16 protein-coding genes and 3 pseudogenes are annotated in these 18,865 nt (G+C 61.6%); 14 read left to right on the top strand and 5 right to left on the bottom strand.

The genetic code is table 11. The features are described 5' to 3' along the window. The first annotated feature begins 15 nt into the window (after positions 1-15). From N4R57_02065 to N4R57_02010, 12 genes and pseudogenes are all read left to right on the top strand, one after another. Entirely contained in the window at positions 16-681 is a 666-nt protein-coding gene (locus N4R57_02065) for a DUF2062 domain-containing protein (protein UYV37917.1), read from the top strand. 327 nt (positions 682-1,008) lie between these two features. After that, on the top strand, positions 1,009-1,833 hold the full coding sequence (locus tag N4R57_02060) for a LysR substrate-binding domain-containing protein (protein ID UYV37916.1): 825 nt from the start codon (positions 1,009-1,011) through the stop codon (positions 1,831-1,833). 206 nt (positions 1,834-2,039) lie between these two features. Then, a complete protein-coding gene (locus N4R57_02055) occupies positions 2,040-2,789 on the top strand; it encodes a pyridoxine 5'-phosphate synthase (GenBank protein UYV37915.1) in 750 nt (249 codons plus the stop codon). 54 nt (positions 2,790-2,843) lie between these two features. After that, positions 2,844-3,476 (top strand): LysE family translocator, encoded by a 633-nt coding sequence (locus N4R57_02050; protein UYV37914.1) that lies wholly within the window; start codon positions 2,844-2,846, stop codon positions 3,474-3,476. Continuing rightward, the gene (gene acpS / locus N4R57_02045) at positions 3,473-3,907 is read left to right on the top strand and encodes a holo-ACP synthase (protein ID UYV37913.1); all 435 of its coding nucleotides are present in this window, start codon (positions 3,473-3,475) and stop codon (positions 3,905-3,907) included. The genes N4R57_02050 and acpS overlap by 4 nt, the downstream gene beginning before the upstream one ends. A gap of 215 nt (positions 3,908-4,122) precedes the next feature. Next, a pseudogene (gene lepB, locus N4R57_02040) lies at positions 4,123-4,958 on the top strand (signal peptidase I). Between the two features lie 16 nt (positions 4,959-4,974). Beyond that, positions 4,975-5,657, top strand: a pseudogene (gene rnc, locus N4R57_02035) (ribonuclease III). A 186-nt stretch (positions 5,658-5,843) separates the two neighbouring features. After that, the gene (gene era / locus N4R57_02030; protein ID UYV37912.1) at positions 5,844-6,749 is read left to right on the top strand and encodes a GTPase Era; all 906 of its coding nucleotides are present in this window, start codon (positions 5,844-5,846) and stop codon (positions 6,747-6,749) included. A 166-nt stretch (positions 6,750-6,915) separates the two neighbouring features. Beyond that, on the top strand, positions 6,916-7,248 hold the full coding sequence (locus N4R57_02025) for a DUF1491 family protein (protein ID UYV37911.1): 333 nt from the start codon (positions 6,916-6,918) through the stop codon (positions 7,246-7,248). Between the two features lie 147 nt (positions 7,249-7,395). After that, positions 7,396-9,513, top strand: a pseudogene (locus N4R57_02020) (3-hydroxyacyl-CoA dehydrogenase NAD-binding domain-containing protein). A gap of 11 nt (positions 9,514-9,524) precedes the next feature. Then, entirely contained in the window at positions 9,525-10,721 is a 1,197-nt protein-coding gene (locus N4R57_02015; protein UYV37910.1) for an acyl-CoA dehydrogenase family protein, read from the top strand. 13 nt (positions 10,722-10,734) lie between these two features. Beyond that, entirely contained in the window at positions 10,735-11,829 is a 1,095-nt protein-coding gene (locus tag N4R57_02010) for an acyl-CoA dehydrogenase (protein ID UYV37909.1), read from the top strand. A gap of 36 nt (positions 11,830-11,865) precedes the next feature. Here the strand turns inward: N4R57_02010 and N4R57_02005 are convergent, their stop codons facing one another. Continuing rightward, positions 11,866-12,486 carry an SAP domain-containing protein gene (locus N4R57_02005; protein UYV37908.1) on the bottom strand — a complete coding sequence of 207 codons (621 nt, stop codon included), beginning with the start codon at positions 12,484-12,486 and terminating at the stop codon, positions 11,866-11,868. A gap of 103 nt (positions 12,487-12,589) precedes the next feature. Between N4R57_02005 and N4R57_02000 the strand changes: the two genes are divergently transcribed. Further along, positions 12,590-13,996: an FAD-binding oxidoreductase gene (locus tag N4R57_02000; protein ID UYV37907.1), complete on the top strand. Its 1,407-nt coding sequence runs from the start codon at positions 12,590-12,592 to the stop codon at positions 13,994-13,996. Positions 13,997-14,177: 181 nt separating this feature from the next. Here the strand turns inward: N4R57_02000 and N4R57_01995 are convergent, their stop codons facing one another. Continuing rightward, entirely contained in the window at positions 14,178-14,810 is a 633-nt protein-coding gene (locus N4R57_01995; GenBank protein UYV37906.1) for a class I SAM-dependent methyltransferase, read from the bottom strand. A 47-nt stretch (positions 14,811-14,857) separates the two neighbouring features. Next, on the bottom strand, positions 14,858-15,268 hold the full coding sequence (locus N4R57_01990; protein UYV37905.1) for a nuclear transport factor 2 family protein: 411 nt from the start codon (positions 15,266-15,268) through the stop codon (positions 14,858-14,860). A 100-nt stretch (positions 15,269-15,368) separates the two neighbouring features. Here N4R57_01990 and N4R57_01985 point away from each other — a divergent pair, with 100 nt between their 5' ends. After that, positions 15,369-16,013, top strand: coding sequence for an RluA family pseudouridine synthase (locus tag N4R57_01985; protein ID UYV37904.1), 645 nt, complete (start codon positions 15,369-15,371; stop codon positions 16,011-16,013). 42 nt (positions 16,014-16,055) lie between these two features. Here N4R57_01985 and N4R57_01980 read toward each other — a convergent pair whose 3' ends face one another. Together N4R57_01980 and N4R57_01975 are read right to left on the bottom strand one after the other, a co-directional pair. Continuing rightward, entirely contained in the window at positions 16,056-16,883 is an 828-nt protein-coding gene (locus N4R57_01980; protein ID UYV37903.1) for a Hint domain-containing protein, read from the bottom strand. A 269-nt stretch (positions 16,884-17,152) separates the two neighbouring features. Continuing rightward, positions 17,153-18,730: a Hint domain-containing protein gene (locus N4R57_01975; GenBank protein UYV37902.1), complete on the bottom strand. Its 1,578-nt coding sequence runs from the start codon at positions 18,728-18,730 to the stop codon at positions 17,153-17,155. Positions 18,731-18,865 lie beyond the last annotated feature (135 nt).

The following is an 18,865-nucleotide window of genomic DNA, read 5'->3' as shown; positions in this document are numbered from 1 at the left end:
TTAGGGGGAAGACCATTGGTCTTCAAAAGACGCGACAAACGACCGCTGTGGAAAATCGTGGTCGAGTTTTTCTATCCCCGCGGCGGTTGGCTGCGTGCCGCCCGCTATGTCCGCCATCGCCTGCACCGCCTGCCCGATCCGCCGCATAAAATCTCCCGTGGCATCTGGGCCGGGGTGTTCACCACCTTCACACCATTCTACGGGATGCACTTCGTCGTTGCCGCGATCATCGCGTTTGTGATGCAGGGCAATATCCTCGCCGCGCTGCTGGCCACCTTCTTTGGCAACCCGCTCACCTATGTTCCGATCGGCGTCATCGCGCTCGCCACCGGCCATTGGCTCTTGGGGTCCGATTTCAATCCCGCCCATGTCGAACGCTCTCTTGGGGGCATGTTCTCGGATGCAGGGCGCGACCTGTGGTTTAACTTCAAGACCCTGTTCAACGGCGCCGATCCTGATTGGCACCGCCTCTCGGTGTTCTATGACGAGGTGTTCTTTCCCTATATGATCGGCGGCATCATTCCCGGCATCATCACCGCGTCGATCTGCTATTACATCGCCGTCCCGCTGATCCGCGCCTACCAAAACCGCCGCAAAGGCAAGATCAAGTCCAAGTTCGAAGCCCTCAAAGCCAAACGCGCCGCCGCCAAGGCCGCCAAGCAGAAACCCGACGCCGACTAACGTGCCTGTCTAGCATACCTGCGCCCCTCGCACCTGCCGCAACAGCGCTGACGTCATACTCACTCATTCATCAGCATCACGCGTCGCCTGCCCGCGTGGCCGGTCAAACGCCGGGTTCGGCAAATCCGCGATCTCACGCGCTGACATCCGCGAAATATCCGGGTGATCCAAGGGATCGCTGCACCGCGGCCTTCGCGGGTTTCGCCGCCCCTGGCCCACAAGATATTTCATCAACATTTTTAGAATTCCTTTACTCATGCACCACCCTAGGCGCATATATAATAGGTAAAAATCGAAACCTCCTGAAACCGGATATAGTTTTTCTATATGGCTGCCTCTCTCTCCTCCCTGTCCCTCAACGCTCTGCTCGCGGTCGAAGTGATGGCACGTCAGGGCACGTTGTCCGCCGCCGCTGCTGAACTTGGCGTCACCCCCGGCGCGGTCTCGCAAAAGCTGCTCACCGTTGAACGCCGCCTTGGCGTCACCCTGTTCGAACGCACCCCATCGGGGATGCGCCTCACCCCGCTTGGGGCCGAAATGGTGACAGAGCTGTCCCAAGGCTTTACCCACCTGTCCCGCGCCCTCGCCAAGGCCGGCACCCGCACCGAAAACCGTCTCACAATCTCCGCCCCGCCGGTTTTTGCCGCCAGATGGCTGATCTGGCGTCTCCCCCGGTTTTCCCGCGCCCATCCCGAATACCGCGTCACGGCCCTCGCCGAGACGGATCACCGCAACCCCGATCAAAGCGATGTCGATCTCTGCATCCGCGTCGGCACCGGCCCATGGCCCGACGTGCAATCGGAATACCTCATGGCGCAAACCGTCTTTCCCGTGTGCTCGCCCGAGCTGGCCACGCGCCTCACCACGCCGGACGATCTGCGCCACGTCCCTATCATCCGTGATTCCCACACGCTGTTTGACTGGAACGTCTGGCTCGCCGGATCGGGGGTCGAGGACGCCGACCTCAGCGATGACGCGATCTTTTCGGATGCTTCGCTCTGCCTTGATGCGGCGATGACCGGCGCCGGTGTGTTTCTGGCCGGAACACCCTCGCGGGTGATGCGCTCAACGCCGGGCGGCTGGTGCGCCCCTTTCCCCATGCCGCCGCCACGGGCAGCGGCTATTGGCTCATCTCCGGGCGCTCCGGCGTGACCACCCGTGGCCAACGCGACTTTCGCCGTTGGCTCCTGTCCGAACTCGCAACCGAAGGCTGCATGGTCTGAGCGCCACCATACAATCCCGAAAATTGGCCTCATCGTTTCTGCCGATTATTGGCTCTATCAGCAGTCCACCAAAGGGATTAACACCTTGAAAACTGCGTCTCACGTCTTGAAAACGGCCAAAAGGGAATCACGCACATGAGCCATCCGGAAAAACTCCGCCTCGGTGTAAACATCGACCACGCCGCCACCCTGCGCAACGCGCGCGGGTCGGCCTACCCCTCGCCCCTGCGCGCCGCCAAGCTCGCCGAAGAGGCCGGTGCCGACGGCATCACCGCTCACCTACGCGAAGACCGCCGCCACATCATCGACAGCGACATCGACGCGCTGATGGCCGGTCTCTCCACGCCGCTCAACTTTGAAATGGCCGCCACGGACGAGATGCAGCAAATCGCGCTCCGCCACCGGCCCCACGCCGTCTGCATTGTCCCCGAAAAACGCGAAGAACGCACCACCGAAGGCGGCCTCGAAGTCGCGCGCGAGGACAACCGCCTCGCCCAATTCATCGCCCCCCTGCGCGACGCCGGCTGCCGCGTGTCGCTGTTCATCGCCGCCGACCCCGCTCAGGTCGACGCCGCCGCGCGCATCGGTGCCGAAGTTGTCGAACTGCACACCGGCGCCTATTGCGACCTGCATTACGAAGGTCGCCTGCAAGAGCGTGACGACGAACTCAAACGCCTGACCGATATGGCCGCCCACGCCCAGTCACTCGGCCTCGAAGTCCACGCCGGCCACGGTCTCACCTTCGAAACCGTCGCGCCCATCGCCGCCTTGCCCGAGGTGATGGAGCTTAACATCGGCCATTTCCTGATCGCCGAGGCGCTGTTTACCGGCCTTGCCCCCGCGATTGCCGAAATGCGCCGCCTGATGGACGCCGCCCGCGCCTGACGCTACGCTGCTCTCGAAACGAACGCGCAGGATCGCCTCAGCACAGGATCACGCATGACCACGATCGAACTTTCCGGCCTGCTCCTCGCATGGGCCATCGCGGGCGGAAGCCCCGGCCCCGCCACGCTGACGATCTCCGGCACCGCCATGGCGCATGGCCGCGCTGCGGGTGTGGCCGCTGGCGTGGGCGTGCTGGTCGGCTCCGCCGCTTGGGGAATTGCCTCGGCGCTTGGCATGGGCACGCTCATGCTCACCCACGCCTGGATCGCGCTGGTGCTGAAATATATCGGCGCGGGCTATCTCTTGTGGCTGGCGCTGAAATCCCTGCGCTCGGCGCTTCGCCCCGGTGACACCGGCCTGCAAAAAGGCCTCTCCGGTCCGCTCTACCGCGTGTTCCTCAAGGGGCTGCTGATCCACCTCACCAACCCCAAGGCGATTCTCAGTTGGGGCGCGATCTATGCCATCGCCCTACCTGCCGGGTCAGGCTACGGCGCGGTGTTCACCCTGTTCGCCCAACTCGTCACCGTCTCGGCGCTGGTCTTCATCGGCTACGGGCTGCTGTTTTCCACCCCGCGCATCGCCCGCGCCTATGCCCGCGCGCGCCGCGGGTTTGAAACCCTGTTTGCCGCGCTTTTCGGCGCTGCTGCCCTGCGCATCCTCACCGCCCGTGTGGAGCTTGCGCCGTGATCCTCGGCATCGGCACCGACCTCGCCAATATCGACCGTATTGCCCGCACGCTCGACCGCTTCGGTGATCGGTTCCGCAACCGCGTGTTCACCCCCGTCGAACAGGCCAAGGCCGAACGCCGCGCCGACACGCCCGGAACCTACGCCAAACGCTGGGCCGCGAAAGAGGCCTGCTCCAAAGCCCTCGGCACCGGTCTGCGCATGGGCATCGCGTGGAAGGACATGTCCGTCACCAATATCTCCACCGGCCAGCCAATCATGCATGTGACTGGCTGGGCCAAACAACGCCTCGACGAAATGACACCGCCGGGCCACGAGGCGATCATCCACGTCACCCTGACCGATGACCACCCTTGGGCACAGGCCTTCGTCCTGATCGAAGCACGCCCGCTTGATGACCCCGACGACACCAAACGCCGCGCGCCGCACTGATCCGGTCCCGGCAACGTACGCTGCATTAACTTAACATCCGGTAAACACATGCAAGAAACTGATGTCATACGCCTAACAGCCGGATGTCAGCCGAAGGTCACCCCCCTAAAAACCCGCCGAAGGCTGCCATTAACCTTTGCCAGCAACGCCCAACCTTGACAGCCCCGCCCCCGCCCCTCATGTAGCCTGCACAACACAAGCAGAGAGCACCCCCCATGAGCAGTGAAAGCAGCTTCTTCGGCGCAATCATCGAAACGGTTAAAACCATCGTTTACGCCCTGCTGATCGCAGGCATCTTCCGCACGCTGTTCTTCCAACCCTTCTGGATCCCCTCGGGATCGATGAAAGACACCCTGCTCATAGGCGACTTTTTGTTCGTGAATAAAATGGCTTACGGCTATTCCTATGCCTCCTGCCCGTCGATCCGCATTCAACGGTTCGGCATTGATGTCGACGCCAAAGACATCTGCGGCTGGATGCGCTCCGACAATGACCGCATCTGGGGCGGAGAGCCCGAGCGCGGCGACGTTGTCGTCTTCCGTCACCCGGTCAACGGTACCGATTATATCAAGCGTCTGATCGGCCTGCCCGGCGATACCGTCGAAATGCGCGACGGCGTGCTGCATATCAACGGCGAGGCGGTCAAACAGGAAGACGGCGGCATCTTCACCGAGGTGATGGCCCCCAAGGCCCCGAAGGCAACCCGCCCCGCTGTGAAAACGGCACCGTCGGCACCGGCGCTTCTTGCGAAAAAACAAGGATTTACGAGACGCTGCCAAATGGCGTTCGCCACTCGACTCTCAACATCGGCACCTTCACATCTGACCGCACCAAAGTCTTCACCGTGCCCCAGGGCGAATACTTCTTCATGGGTGACAACCGCGACAATTCCACCGACAGCCGCTTTGCCCAAACCGCCGGCGGCGTCGGCACCGTGAAATACGAAGACCTGATCGGGCGCGCTGACCGGATCATGTTCTCCTCCGCCGGGCGTTCCATGCTCTACTTCTGGACATGGCGCTCTGACCGCTATCTCAAGGCGATCAACTGATCGTAATTGCCCCGATATGAAGCTCGCACGCGACATTAAGGACTTCGAAACCCGGCTCGGTCATACTTTCTCCGATCCCGAACTGTTGCTGCGCGCTTTAACCCACGCATCAATCTCTTCGCCAACCCGCGATGACAACCAGCGGCTAGAGTTTTTGGGCGACCGCGTGCTTGGCCTCACCATGGCCGAAGCGGTGCTTGACCATGACCCCTCGGCCTCCGAGGGGATGCTTGCGCCGCGCTTTAACGCCCTCGTGCGTAAAGAAGCCTGCGCCGATGTCGCGCGAGAGATCGACCTCGGAGCCGTGCTTAAAATCGGGCGCTCGGAAATGATGTCGGGGGGGCGGCGCAAAAGGCGCTGCTCGGTGACGCGATGGAAGCGGTGATTGCCGCGGTCTATCTCGATGCCGGCTATGCCACCGCCCGTGATCTGATCCTGCGCCTCTGGGGCGCGCGCATCACCACGGTCAAATCCGACGCCCGCGACGCCAAAACCGCGCTGCAGGAATGGGCACAGGCGCGCGGGCTTCAGCCGCCCGCTTATGTCGAAACCGCCCGCACCGGCCCCGACCACGCCCCGGAATTCACGATCGAGGCGCGCCTGACCAGCGGTGAAACCGCCGCCGCCACCGCCAATTCCAAACGGCAGGCCGAGCAGGCCGCCGCGACGGCCCTTCTCACCCGGCTGGAGAAAACCTAAACCGCTGATAAAAGACCGCTTTTCTCAGAACCCACGCCGCGTTTCTCCCCGGCCCCGCCGAACACCCTAAAACCACCGGCTATCCGCCCCGCGCCCAACGCGCATTCTACCCTATTCTTCAAGCAGACTCGCCAACCCGCCCGCTTTCGGCTATCCCCCCTTCAAACCCACCAAGGAACGCCCGCCATGACCACACGCTGCGGCTTCATCGCCCTGATCGGAGAGCCCAACGCGGGCAAATCGACGCTGACCAATCACATGGTCGGCGCCAAGGTCTCGATCGTGACCCACAAGGTGCAAACCACCCGCGCCCGCATCCGCGGCGTCGCCCTCGAAGGCGAGGCACAGCTCGTCTTCGTTGACACGCCCGGCCTCTTTCGTCCGCGCCGCCGGCTTGACCGCGCCATGGTCGCCGCCGCATGGGGCGGGGCCGCCGACGCCGACATCATCGTCTTGATGATCGAGGCCCATCGCGGCATCACCGAAGGCGTCGAAACCATCCTCGAAGGGCTCGCCGAATTGCCCCCGGGCCGCCCCATCGCGCTCGCCATCAACAAAATCGACAAACTCGAAGCGCCCCAACTCCTCGCCCTGACCAAAGAGATGAACGCCCGCTTCCCCTTCGCCGAAACCTTCATGATCTCGGCTGAAAAAGGCCACGGCGTCAAAGACTTGCGCGCATGGCTCGCCGCCCGCCTTCCCGATGGCCCTTGGCTCTATCCCGAAGACCAGATCGCCGATCTGCCAATGCGCATGATCGCCGCCGAAATCACCCGCGAAAAACTCACCCTGCGCCTACATCAGGAACTGCCCTACCAGCTCACAGTGGAAACCGAAGCTTGGGAAGAACGCAAAGACGGCTCCGCCCGAATAGATCAGATCATCTATGTCATGCGCGACGGCCACAAAGGCATCGTGCTCGGCAAAAAAGGCGAAACGATCAAGGCCATCTCGACCCTCGCACGTCAGGAATTGGAAGAATTCCTTGGCCGCAAAATCCACCTTTTCCTGCAGGTAAAAGTCCGCCCCAACTGGCTGGAAGAACGCGAACGCTATTCCGAAATGGGCCTCGATTTCAAAGATGGCAACTAACCAACCCCTTCATCTGACTGAAAATATCCCGGGGGGTTTGGGGGCTGGCCCCCCATCTATAACGGCGGTTTGTGGGACTGCCCCCCCAACTATAGCGACGGTGTGGAGGGCTTCCCCCCATTTGCGAACCATTAGCACACACCATCCCCCACAGGACATGCCTCTGATGGCCCGTCTCACTGCCGAATTCTGGGTCCACGCCTACCTCGCCCGCCTGCGCAGCCACGACATCCCCGCCTTCGTGACGGCCCATGGCGACGACACCGCCGGTGCCGTGCTGGTCAAGCTCAACACGCTCGACGGCCACGCCCGCGCCTACCACCGGACGTTTGACCTCATGACCGGCGCACGCAAATGGGGCCTTCTCGTTGACGCGCCCGAACCCGAAGTCGACAGCTCCATTGCCCGCCAGCGCGGCTTTGACCCCGACCTCTGGGTCATCGAAGTCGAAGACCGCGCCGGACGTCACCTGCTCGATGAACCCGGCCTCTCTGATTGAAGCCCCTTTTGCGTAACGCCACGTTATAACCCGTGACGTGACGACGATTCACGCCCACGCCTGTTGCCCCACCCACACCGCAAGAGGCATAGTAAGCCGCGTGCGGGGTTTCCCTGCCTCGCGGGAGGAACATCAGGGATTACCAACATGAGCGATCAGGTCACTCTTACGCGCGATGGCGACATCGCCATCGTCACCGTCAACAATCCGCCGGTTAACGCCCTCGGCACCGCCGTGCGCCAAGGGCTGTTTAACGCCATGGAGCAGGTCGACGCCGACGACGCGATCAAGGCCGCGATCATCATCGGCGGCGGACGCACTTTTCCCGCCGGGGCCGACATCCGCGAATTCGGCCAAGCGCCTCAGCCGCCGGCCCTGTTCGAGGTCTGCACCCGGATCGAAGACACCACCAAACCCGTCATCGCCGCCATTCACGGCACGGCCCTTGGCGGCGGTCTGGAAATCTCGCTCGGTGCGCATTACCGCATCGCTGACCCCAAGGGCCGCGTTGGTCTGCCCGAAGTGCTGATCGGCGTCATGCCCGGCGCTGGCGGCACCATCCGCCTGCCCCGCGTTGCCGGCATCGCCCCCGCGCTCGACATCATGATCTCCGGTCGTCAGGTCGGCGCCAAGGAAGCAGCAAGCCTCGGCGTGATCGACCGTCTTGCTGAAACCGACCTGCTCGCCGACGCCAAAGCCTTCGCAGCAGAGTTGATCGCCGAGGGCAAAGGCCCGCGCAAAACCTCCGAACGCTCCGAAGGGCTTGGAAGCGACGCGGAAAACGCCGCCGCCTTCGAGGCCGCACGCAACGGCATCGTCAAGAAAGCCAAAGGGCTCTACGCCCCGGCCCGCATGGTCGATTCGATGGAAAACTCCCTCTCGACCTCGCTGCATGACGCCTCGATCTACGAACGTGACTGCTTCATGGAGTGCCTCAAGACGCCCCAGCAAAAAGGCCTCGTTCACGCCTTCTTCGCCGAACGCTCCAGCGCAAAGGTCCTGAAAATGGCCGTGCCGACCCCCGCCCGCTCGAGAAAATCGGCGTCATTGGCGGCGGCACCATGGGCGCAGGCATCACCGTCGCCGCGCTCAATGCCGGGCTCAACGTGACAATGGTTGAACGAGACGACGAGAGCATCGCCAAAGGCGTTCAAAACGTCGAGAAAGTCTATGACCGCGATGTCGCCAAAGGCCGCAAAACCGAGGCGCAGAAGGCCGCGATCATGGCGCGCTACACGCCTTCGACCTCCTATGATGACCTCTCGGACGCCGATCTCATCATCGAAGCCGTGTTCGAAAACATGGACGTCAAGAAAGAGGTGTTCACCATCCTCGACAAGGTCGCCAAGCCGGGCGCGGTGCTGGCTTCCAACACCTCCTACCTCAACATTGACGAGATCGCCTCGGCCACATCGCGGCCACAGGACGTGATCGGGCTGCACTTCTTCTCGCCCGCCAACATCATGCGCCTGCTTGAGATTGTGATCCCCTCGAACGCTGCGGATGATGCCATCGCCACCGGCTTCGCGCTGGCCAAAGCGATGAAGAAAGTTCCGGTTCGCGCCGGTCTCTGCGACGGGTTCATCGGCAACCGCATCCTCGCCAAATACGCCCTCCACCTCGGCGGCCTATATGGTCGAAGACGGCGCCTCGCCCTATGCCATTGACGAGGCGTTGGTGAATTTCGGCTACCCCATGGGCATCCATGCGATGGGCGACCTTGCCGGGCTTGATATCGGCTGGTCCAACCGCAAAAACAACGCCGCCACGCGCTCGAACGACACGCGCTATAACGGCACCATCGCTGATCGCATCTGCGAAAATGGCTGGTTCGGACAGAAAACCGCCAAGGGCTGGTATGTCTATGCCGATGGGGACCGGCGCGGCAAACCCAACCCCGACATCGCGCCGATCATTGAAAAGGCGCGCGCCGATCTGGGCATCTCCCCGCGTGAGTTCACCGAAGAAGAGATCATCCGCCGCTACCTCGCCGCGATGATCAACGAAGGCGCCAAGGTGCTTGAGGAAGGCATCGCGCTGAAACCCTCTGACATCGACGTGACCTTCCTGTTCGGCTACGGCTTCCCACGCTATCGCGGCGGCCCGATGAAATACGCCGATATGTATGGCCTCGAAAACGTGCTGAACGATCTGCGCGAGTTCGAAAAGGAAGACGCCAAATTCTGGAAACCCGCGCAGTTGCTCGTTGATATGGTCGCCAAGGGCGAAACTTTCGACGATCTCAACAAACGCGCCGCAGGCTGAGGAGAGCCGAGATGGACCTGAACTTTACCCAAGAAGAGCTGGATTTCCGTGATGAAATCCGCACATGGATCAAATCCGCCCTCCCCGAGGAGCTGGCGACCAAAGTGCGCAACGAAGCACCGCTCACCAAGGCGGAAATGGAAAGCTGGCAGCTTATCCTCAACGACAAGGGCTGGCTCACCTATACTTGGCCGGTAGAATTCGGCGGCACCGGTTGGGGGCCCGTGAAACAATTCATCTTCGAAGAGGAAATGGCCTATGCCTGCGCCCCGCGCATTCTTCCCTTCGGCTTGCGGATGCTGGCGCCCGTGCTGCAGAAATTCGGCTCCAAAGAGCAGCAGGACTACTACCTGCCGCGCATGTGTGACGGCACCCATTGGTGGTGTCAGGGCTATTCCGAGCCGGGCGCGGGCTCCGACCTCGCCTCGCTCAAAACCGCCGCTGTACGCGATGGCGACCACTATATCGTCAACGGTCAAAAGACTTGGACCACCCTGGGCCAGCACGCCGACATGATCTTCTGCCTCGTGCGCACCTCGAACGAGGGCAAGCGGCAGGAGGGCATCTCTTTCCTTCTGATCGACATGAAAACACCGGGCATCGAAGTCCGCCCGATCCAAACGATTGATGGCGGCCACGAGGTCAACGAAGTCTGGTTCACCGATGTGAAGGTGCCCGTCGAAAACCTCGTGGGCGAGGAAAACAAAGGCTGGACCTATGCCAAGTACCTGCTGACCCACGAGCGGACCAACATCGCAGGCGTCGGCAAATCCAACCAGATGCTCGACCGCCTCAAGGACCTCGCCGCCAAGCAAAAGCGCAACGGCAAGCCGCTGATCGACGATCCGCTGTTCGCGGCGCGTGTGGCGCGGGTTGAAATCGACCTGATGACCATGGAAGTCACCAACAACCGCGTCTTGGCACAGGCCGAAGCCGGTGGCGCCCCCGGACCTGAAAGCTCGATGCTCAAGATCCTCGGCACCGAGATCGCGCAAGAGATCGACGATCTTACCCGCCGCGCGCTCGGCTCCTCCGCGCTCGCCCTCACGCCCGAGGTGGATGACCCCGGCTACAACGGCGAACACGTCACCCCCGAAGGCTTCGCCCATGCGTCCGAAGTCTATTTCAACCACCGCAAGACCACGATCTATGGCGGTTCAAACGAAATTCAAAAGAACATCATCACCAAGATGATCGTCGGACTCTGAGGAGGGAAACGACATGGACTTTACCCATACAGACACCCGCCGGATGCTGGCCGATACGGTCGAACGCTACCTGCGTGACAAATACCCCCTCGCCGCCCGTGTCGAGGCCGGAAATTCCGACGCCGGCTTCCAGCCGGAGCACTGGGAAGGCATGGCCGAACTCGGCGTTTTCGCCGCGCTCTTTACCGAAGACCAAGGTGGCTTTGGCGGCGAAGGCTTCGACATCGCGGTTGTCTTCGAAGAACTCGGCAAACGCCTCGTGAACGAGCCTGTGATGGACGGCGCGCTCGTGCCCGGCGCCATCCTTGCCGCAGCAGGCCACTCCGACGCGGTCGAGAACATCATTGGCGGCGCGGCCCGCTATGCGCTCGCCGCCGAAGAGCCCCACGCGCTCTATGACCTCACCGAGGTCGAGACGACCGCCAGCGGCACCGGCGACAGCGTGACCCTCTCGGGCCGCAAAACCGTTGTGCGTTCGGCAAGCGGCGCAAGCGGCTATATCGTCTCGGCGCGGGGCGGCGCGGGCATCTCGCTCTACCTCGTCGCGGCTGATGCGTCGGGCATTACCACGCGTGACTACACCACCGTCGACGGCGGGCGCGCTTCCGAGCTGACCTTCGCCGACACGCCCGCGACCCTGCTGGTCGAGGACGGCGCAGCCGCGCTTGGCGATGCCTCTGCCCGCGCCATCGTCGCGATTTCCGCCGAGGCGCTCGGGATCATGCAAACGATCCGCGAGATGACCATCGAATACCTGCGCACCCGCAAGCAATTCGGCGTCGTCATCGGCCAGTTTCAGGCGCTGCAACACCGCACCGCCGAAATGCTGCTCGAAATCGAGCAGGCCCGCTCGGCCGTGATCAACGCCGCCGCCGCGCTGGATAAACCCGCCGGCGAGCGTGACCGCATCATGGCCGCCACCAAATTCGCAATCGGGCGTATCGGGCGGCTGGTTGCCGAAGAAAGCATCCAACTGCACGGCGGGATCGGCATGACGTGGGAATATGACCTTGGCCACTTTGCCAAGCGGCTCATCATGATCGACCATGAATGGGGCGATCAGGATTTCCACCTCACCCGCTTCATCGCGTTGGGCAAAGCCGCCTGACCCGACACTTTCGCCGCGCGGCCCCGGTCGCGCGGCTTACGGCCCCTCCAGCTCCAGATCGCTCGGGTGATACTCATGCCGCCCGCTCTCGGATGGCAAAGCTATCTTTCTGGCCCAGATACGCCGCACGTCCTCAATACTCAGACCCGGATTTTCGCTTAGTATATCGCGCGTATACTGATTGAACTGATTGTGGGCCTTGATCCGCGTGCGTGCGCCCGGCGCGGCCTGCTCACCTTTGATATCAAGGTACGCTGCGACTGCATCACCCAACGTCTTGCCTGTGTTCGATCGCATCCACTCCATGAAAGCGATGTTAAACTTGAACGACGGCCCAACCGCCGCCTTGAAGAACCGCCTCACATTTTGCGTGTTACGGTAAGTGTCGGTGATCTGCGTCTCCTCGCTCAACACCTCGCTGTGCCAGTCAAATCGTGACGTGGCCTTGGGCGCAGCGCCATCACCGGGCAAATCCTTGCGGCCTGTATCAAGAAAATGCGCGATCCGCTCAAGCAGCGTGAACTTCGCGCCTGTGACCTTCAAGCCCAACACACGCGCCTGCGCTACAAGCTCGTCCTTGCGCCAATACCAGCGTTTCAACTCTGTGCCGTTGCTGATGTCTGCGATCGCCGGGCGACCCTCTTCGCGCTGCACCATGATCCTCACCGCTCCCTTGGCTAAAACCAAGGCTAACCGAACCCCAGCGCTCTTGCTATCCCCCGCAAACTCGGCGCATCTTTGCCACAAAGGGGAGGATGCTATGATCGACCGGTTACGCGCCATCGTTGGAACAGACCAAGTGCTTCAGGGCGGCGACATGGATCGCTTTTCGCATGATTTTACACGCGCTTATGATTGGGCCCCACTTGCCGTGGTGCGCCCGGCCAATACCGGTGAAGTCTCGGCGATCGTCAAACTCGCCAATGAACTCGGCACTCCGGTCGTGCCGGTGTCCGGGAACACCGGGCTGGCGGGCGGTGCGCGGGCTGACGGCGCGATCATGGTGTCGCTCGAACGCATGAACTCCATTCGCGAGATACGCCCCGATGCCCGCCTCGCCGTGGTCGAAGCTGGCGTGGTTCTCGCCTCGATCCGTGCGGCGGCCGAAGAACATGGGCTGCTCTTTCCGCTCACCTTCGGTGCGCAGGGTTCGGCCATGATCGGCGGCAACCTGTCGACCAATGCGGGCGGCTCGAACGTGCTGCGCTATGGCAATACCCGCGATCTGGTGCTGGGCATCGAAGCGGTGCTGCCAACCGGCGAGGTGATGGACCTGATGTCGGAACTGCACAAGGACAACTCGGGCTACAACCTCAAACACCTGCTGATTGGTGCCGAAGGCACGCTCGGGATTATTACCGCCGCGGTTCTCAAGCTGGTCCCGAAGCCCCGCGCCTATGCCACGGCCATGGTCGCCGTCCCGGCGCTCGAGGGTGCGCTCGATCTGCTCAACCGGCTACAAGAGGCCTCGGGCGGCGCCGTCGAAGCGTTCGAGTATATGCCGCGCGCCTATATCGAAGACCACCTGCGCGTCATCACCGGCGCGCGCGAGCCCTTTGGCGCCCCGCATGAGATCAACCTGTTGATCGAACTTGGCGCCACCTCTCATGATGCGGCTGAGCCCGGCCCGGACGGGCGCACACCAATTGCCGTCCTGCTCGAAGAGGTGCTGGGAGATATGTTTGAAACCGGCGCAGTTGTTGATGCCGTGGTTGCCCAAAACGAAGCCCAGCGCCGCGAGATGTGGGAACGCCGCGAAGCCGCTGCCGAAGTCTCGATGTCGCATCCTTTTCGCCAGATCCATGATGTTTGTGTCGCCCTCGACAAAGTCCCGACTTTCCTCGCCCGCGCCGACGCAAAACGCAAAGAGATCGACCCAGAGTCCGGCGTCAACATCGTGTCACACCTGGGCGACGGCAATGTGCATTACACGGTGCAGTTTTCCCGTCAGGATGACCGGCTCGCCAGCACAATGATGGAGCAAATCGAAGATATCGTGCTTGGCCTCGGCGGAAGTTTTTCGGCTGAACACGGGATCGGAACGTCTAAGCTGCCCTCAATGGCACGTCGCAAAAATGCGGTCGCCCTCGGCGCGATGCGCGCGATCAAAGCTGCCCTTGACCCCAATGGCATCCTCAACCCCGGCAAGGTGCTGCCTGAAGGTTGAGGCCTTGCCCCGCCTGACGGAGTCAACTGCCTCAATGGGTTGCGCCGCCTACGGCGTCGCCGGGGGGGCCTCGCTTCGCTCGGCCCTAGACAAGATCAGACCTCGCGCACGGAGTGCACCCTATGCATGATCGACGAGGTCGGTATTTGGGTATTTTCGCCATAAAAGAACCCGAAGGGTATCAGACCGGTCGAAACAGCACGATCAACCCGTCATCATTGGCATGAGGACCAGTTGCCCCTTGGCCATAAATGCGCACGCGGGACAGGCGCAAGCCGCTGATCAAACCGGATTGCAACGCGTCGAATTTCGCCTCGAAACCGGCCTGTTGCCAATGCTCGGCATTGACCGAAATTGCGATAAGGCCGCCGGGGCGCACCACGCGCAACACTTCGTCAATCGCCTCGGGCCCGACATGACCGTTGGTGAACGTGCCGGTGCTGATGGCGCTGCCATAACTGTCGTCCGCAACCGGCAGGCGGCTCAGAATATCGCCCTCAAACAGGTTTCGATAAACCGCTTTACCCGCCGCTGTTTTCAGCATCTCCGGCGAAATATCGGTGCCGTCAACGGGTCCGATACCCAGCTCGGCAAGGGCCACACCCACCAGCCCCGTTCCAGCCCCAAGGTCAAGCACCGGGCCCGCCGGGGCGTCTGCCGCAAAGGCAGCGGCCACGCGCTCGGGCAGTCTATAGTCCATATCGGCGGCGAAACCGCTGTCATAGCTGTCGGCCCAACCGTCATAGTGGCGGCGGTGGTCTTCGGGCGTTTTCAGCCCATAGACCGCATCGAGATCATCGTTCGAGTTGCTCATCCCCTCAGCAAAGCGCGTTTTGCACCGCTCTGCAAGAGGCGCGCGCCTTAGCCCAATGCCTTGCTGTATTCAATGAACCGCGCGTCGCGTTTGATCCGCGCCATCATCGCATCGCGCAGTGCCGAGATGGTTTTGAGCGGGCGCATCACCACCTCGAACACCTCGATCTGCCCTGCGTCGTTCAACGTGATCAGGTCAACGCCCACCGCATCAAATTCGCCCACCTTGCATTGAAACTCCAACGCCCAGTCTTTCCCATCCCCCATCACCCGGCGATAGGTGAAATCGGAAAACACCTGTCCAACATGTCCCAAAACCGCCGCCACCGGCTCGGCTCCGGTCCAGCTGGCCCAATAGGTCGGCGGCAGGAAGGTCACATCCGGCGCTAGAAGTTCAATGATCTTGCTGTCATCGCCCGAAGCAACGACCTCTTTCATCTTGGCAATCGTTGGGTGCATTTTGGTCTCCTCTTCCCCCACAGAGTGCCGCCCGCGCCTTGCCCATGGCAAGGCTGACGTTGGGTTGCCGCGGACAGATTCACAGGCTAGACCGCAGGCCATGAACGACAGCTACACGCCCCCCACCGACCCGCTTGAGGTCTTGCATGAAGATCATGAGTTGATTGCCGTGGTCAAACCGGCGGGGCTGTTGTCTGTGCCCGGCAAAGGCGATCACCTGGCCGACTGCCTGTTGGCGCGGATCGAAACGGCCTTTCCAACAGCACTTCTGGTGCATCGGCTTGATCGCGACACCTCGGGCGTGATGATATTCGCCGCCACCCCGCATGCGCAACGCCACCTTGGCCTGCAATTTGAAAAGCGACAGGTCAAGAAAACCTATATCGCGCGGGTTCATGGGCATCTTGACCAAGAAGAAGGCGAAATCGACCTGCCGCTGATCGTCGACTGGCCCAACCGCCCGCGACAGATGGTCTGCCACGAGACCGGCAAGCAGGCGATAACCACGTTCAAGCGCGTCAAAGCCGACGAAACAGAAAGCCGCGTGCGTCTGATGCCCCATACAGGGCGCAGCCACCAGTTGCGCGTCCATATGACAGCCCTAGGCCACCCGATCATTGGCGACCCGTTTTATTCCGAAGGCGCAGAGCGCTATGCGCGTATGATGCTGCATGCACAGGAACTACGTCTGCGTCACCCCGACGGCGGTCGCGGCATGCGGTTTTTTGCCAAAGCACCGTTTTGAACGGCGCTTTCCCTGCTTCAGCAGACCGACAAATTGAAACGCTCAGGCGGCGCGCCTCTGCATCAGGGTGATCGCCTCGAACGGGCGCACCAGCAGATGCGAAGACCGCGCATGCTCCGGCAACAAGGCCCGCTCAAACGGCGCCAGCAGGGACGACGCCAACTGCTCGGGCTTGCGCCGTATGCGCCCGACAAACTGGCTCTCGACCGGGCAACCCGCCGCAATCAGGGAATCGTGACGGGGCAGGATTGCCTGAACATACCGCACCGTGACCGCCCCGGTTACGGCCATCGCAGAAATCCCGTTTATCAAATGGCGCGCAGGCACCAGAACCGCTTCACGGCCAAAGGTGTATTCAACCTCGGACCCGCCCACGACAAGCCTCTGATCGGGCGCGACCACCACGTCACGCACAAGCCCAAAGTAAGGCGCACGCAGCCGCACAGGCCGGAACGACCCACGCGCAGGCACGGTGCGCTCGATCACCTGCAACACCGGGACAAGACCGCCTTCTAGTGTTTCAACCAGATCACCACGCTTCAAACGCCCGGCAGACGCGTAGTGCCCATTGCATAAGATCGGAACCTCCGCGGTCAGACTGGGCATCGGGCCAATCGGCTCAACCCGGTCTGACACCGCAAAAAACAAGACGTCCTCGCCCAGATGCCGCCGCCTCGGGTCGGTCGAAATGGCGCGAATGTCTTCAAGGTCAAGCGCCGGCGCATTCGCCAACTCAACCGCAGCAACGCGCTCATACTCGGGGCGTTCAATCGCCAGACGCCCCCAGCGTTTGGTGATATCCCAACTATAGGTGATCCGCAGAATATCGGCGCGGTCCTGACTGTCGTGGTGCAGCGCGGTGTGAAACACCTCTCCTCCATCAGCAATGACAAGGACAAGCCCGCCCCCGGAACCGACTGAATCGACAATTTGTAAGGTCTCGGATGCAGCCGCTCAAACGCCAGAACTGTCTGCGGCCCGCCATCCGCCGCCAAGCGCGATTCCACCATCAGGCTACCGCGCGTCATCGCACCGTCCAACAGGTCCGGCGATGCCCCCTCCTCCCCCGCCTCAAGCCCGCTCGCGCGGAACCGGCTTTCTTCAGCGTCAGAGATCGCGATCCATGCCATGCCTTCGCCCTAGGCCACCCTTGCCTTGCGCGCCTGCGCCGCCCAAAGCCGCGCCTCATAGCTCTTGAGCATGCGCCGCGCGGCCGGGCCATACCCTTCGCCTGTTTCCGGGTCGATCTCGGGGAACAACGTGCAGATTTCGTTCACCATCTCGGCTTCGAAACTGCTTTTGACCTGCGGACCGGGAAGGAAGCTCTCGCTGGGCAACCCTTCGGTAAAGACAACCTGATGATCGTCGAACAACAAATGCACGTAGTCGACCCAGCCGCCTTCGACCGGGCGCACGTTGCGATCGTTGACCAGATCCTTGGCCGCGACCAGAACCTCGCGCTCGCCAAAAAGCAATTCGGCAAGGTGGTCTTGCAACAGAATGCGGTGCAGCGGCGAAACCGCGACCGCACCGTGGTCGCCAAACGCACCCGGCGCGATGTAAATCGGCGCAAAATCACCCTTTGCCTCGACCCGCCGCCTGCCGATCCATCGCAAGGGCTGCATCCCGCTATCTTGGGTGCGCACCATGTCCCCGGCTTGCAGGGTTTCCACCTTTTGCAAACCATCTTGGGTTTCGATCAAAGTTCCGGCGACGAAACAGGGAATGTTATCGACCAGAACAAATCCGGTATCGACCTCGGTTCCATCGGTGACCGAATAGGTAAAGTTGAAGTATTCGCTGTCATCATCGCCGACGACGGTGATGGTGCCATCGGCGTTCAACGTCACGGTCTGCCCGGTGTTGAGCGTGACCACGCTGCCCACAACCACCGGCTGGCCGTTGATATGCGTGATGGTGAGCGTCCCGCCAGCCGCGGAAAAGTCATTGCCCAGAACGTCAACAACCTTGGTCTCATGGGCCTGAAGATGCGCAATGTCGTCATCCGCAATCAAAACCGTTTGCACGGAATCCCCCGCGATCAGCAGGTTGGAGTCATAATTGCTGTCCCCGACATCGGCGATCCCGATACGGATCGAATTCACCTCGCCCGCCGTTACTGGAAACGACAGGGTCATGGTCACGGTAAACCCGTCCATCTCGGTGTTGTAATCATCACTGGTGTTGTCGATGTAAAGGTTCTGGTTCACCCCACCGACAAGGTTGCCCGGGTTCGCAGAGCCCACGGCCATTTCCGTCTGCACGCCATTAACCCAAACGCCGACGAAATCCTGATATTGCGAATTGGCATACTCGGGGAATTCATCCGACGAGAACACGAACTGCATCGTCATCATGTCGTTTTCAGGGATGAAATCAACGTCGAGCCATGACGCATCATAGGTATAAGTGCCCGCTGCCGAGTTGAATTGCGAGTTGTTGTTGGTGCCCCACGTATTGCTCGAGAGGCTGTTGGATTGGTTCGCCTGACCCCATGAATTGGTAAAGTTCTGGGCATAACCCGTCGACAGAATGACGCCCGTGTCTCCCGGTGTCACGCCCGGCGATACGGAATCTCCGTTCGAATAGGTCCCCGAAGAGCGATAGTCCCCGGTATAAGAGGCGCTCACAACCGTGACGCCCTCACCAAAAATCGTCTGGGCCATCTGCGTGGCCGATGCGCCCGTATTAATAGGCAGTTCTGATGCCGCAACCATGCCTGCTCACCCCTTGTTTATTCTGAGGCGTCGGGCACATGCACAACGGTCGTGCACCGGGGCGAAAGCCCCTTTGCCAACCTAAGCGTTTTATACGCATTCCTGCTCGTGCGGGGCGTTTTCGCCCTCAAATCG

The sequence above is a fragment of the Rhodobacteraceae bacterium D3-12 genome (assembly GCA_025916135.1).
Taxonomy (GTDB): domain Bacteria; phylum Pseudomonadota; class Alphaproteobacteria; order Rhodobacterales; family Rhodobacteraceae; genus JAKGBX01.
Note: the sequence above shows the minus strand (reverse complement) of the source record. Positions and strands in the feature narration are given on the sequence as shown.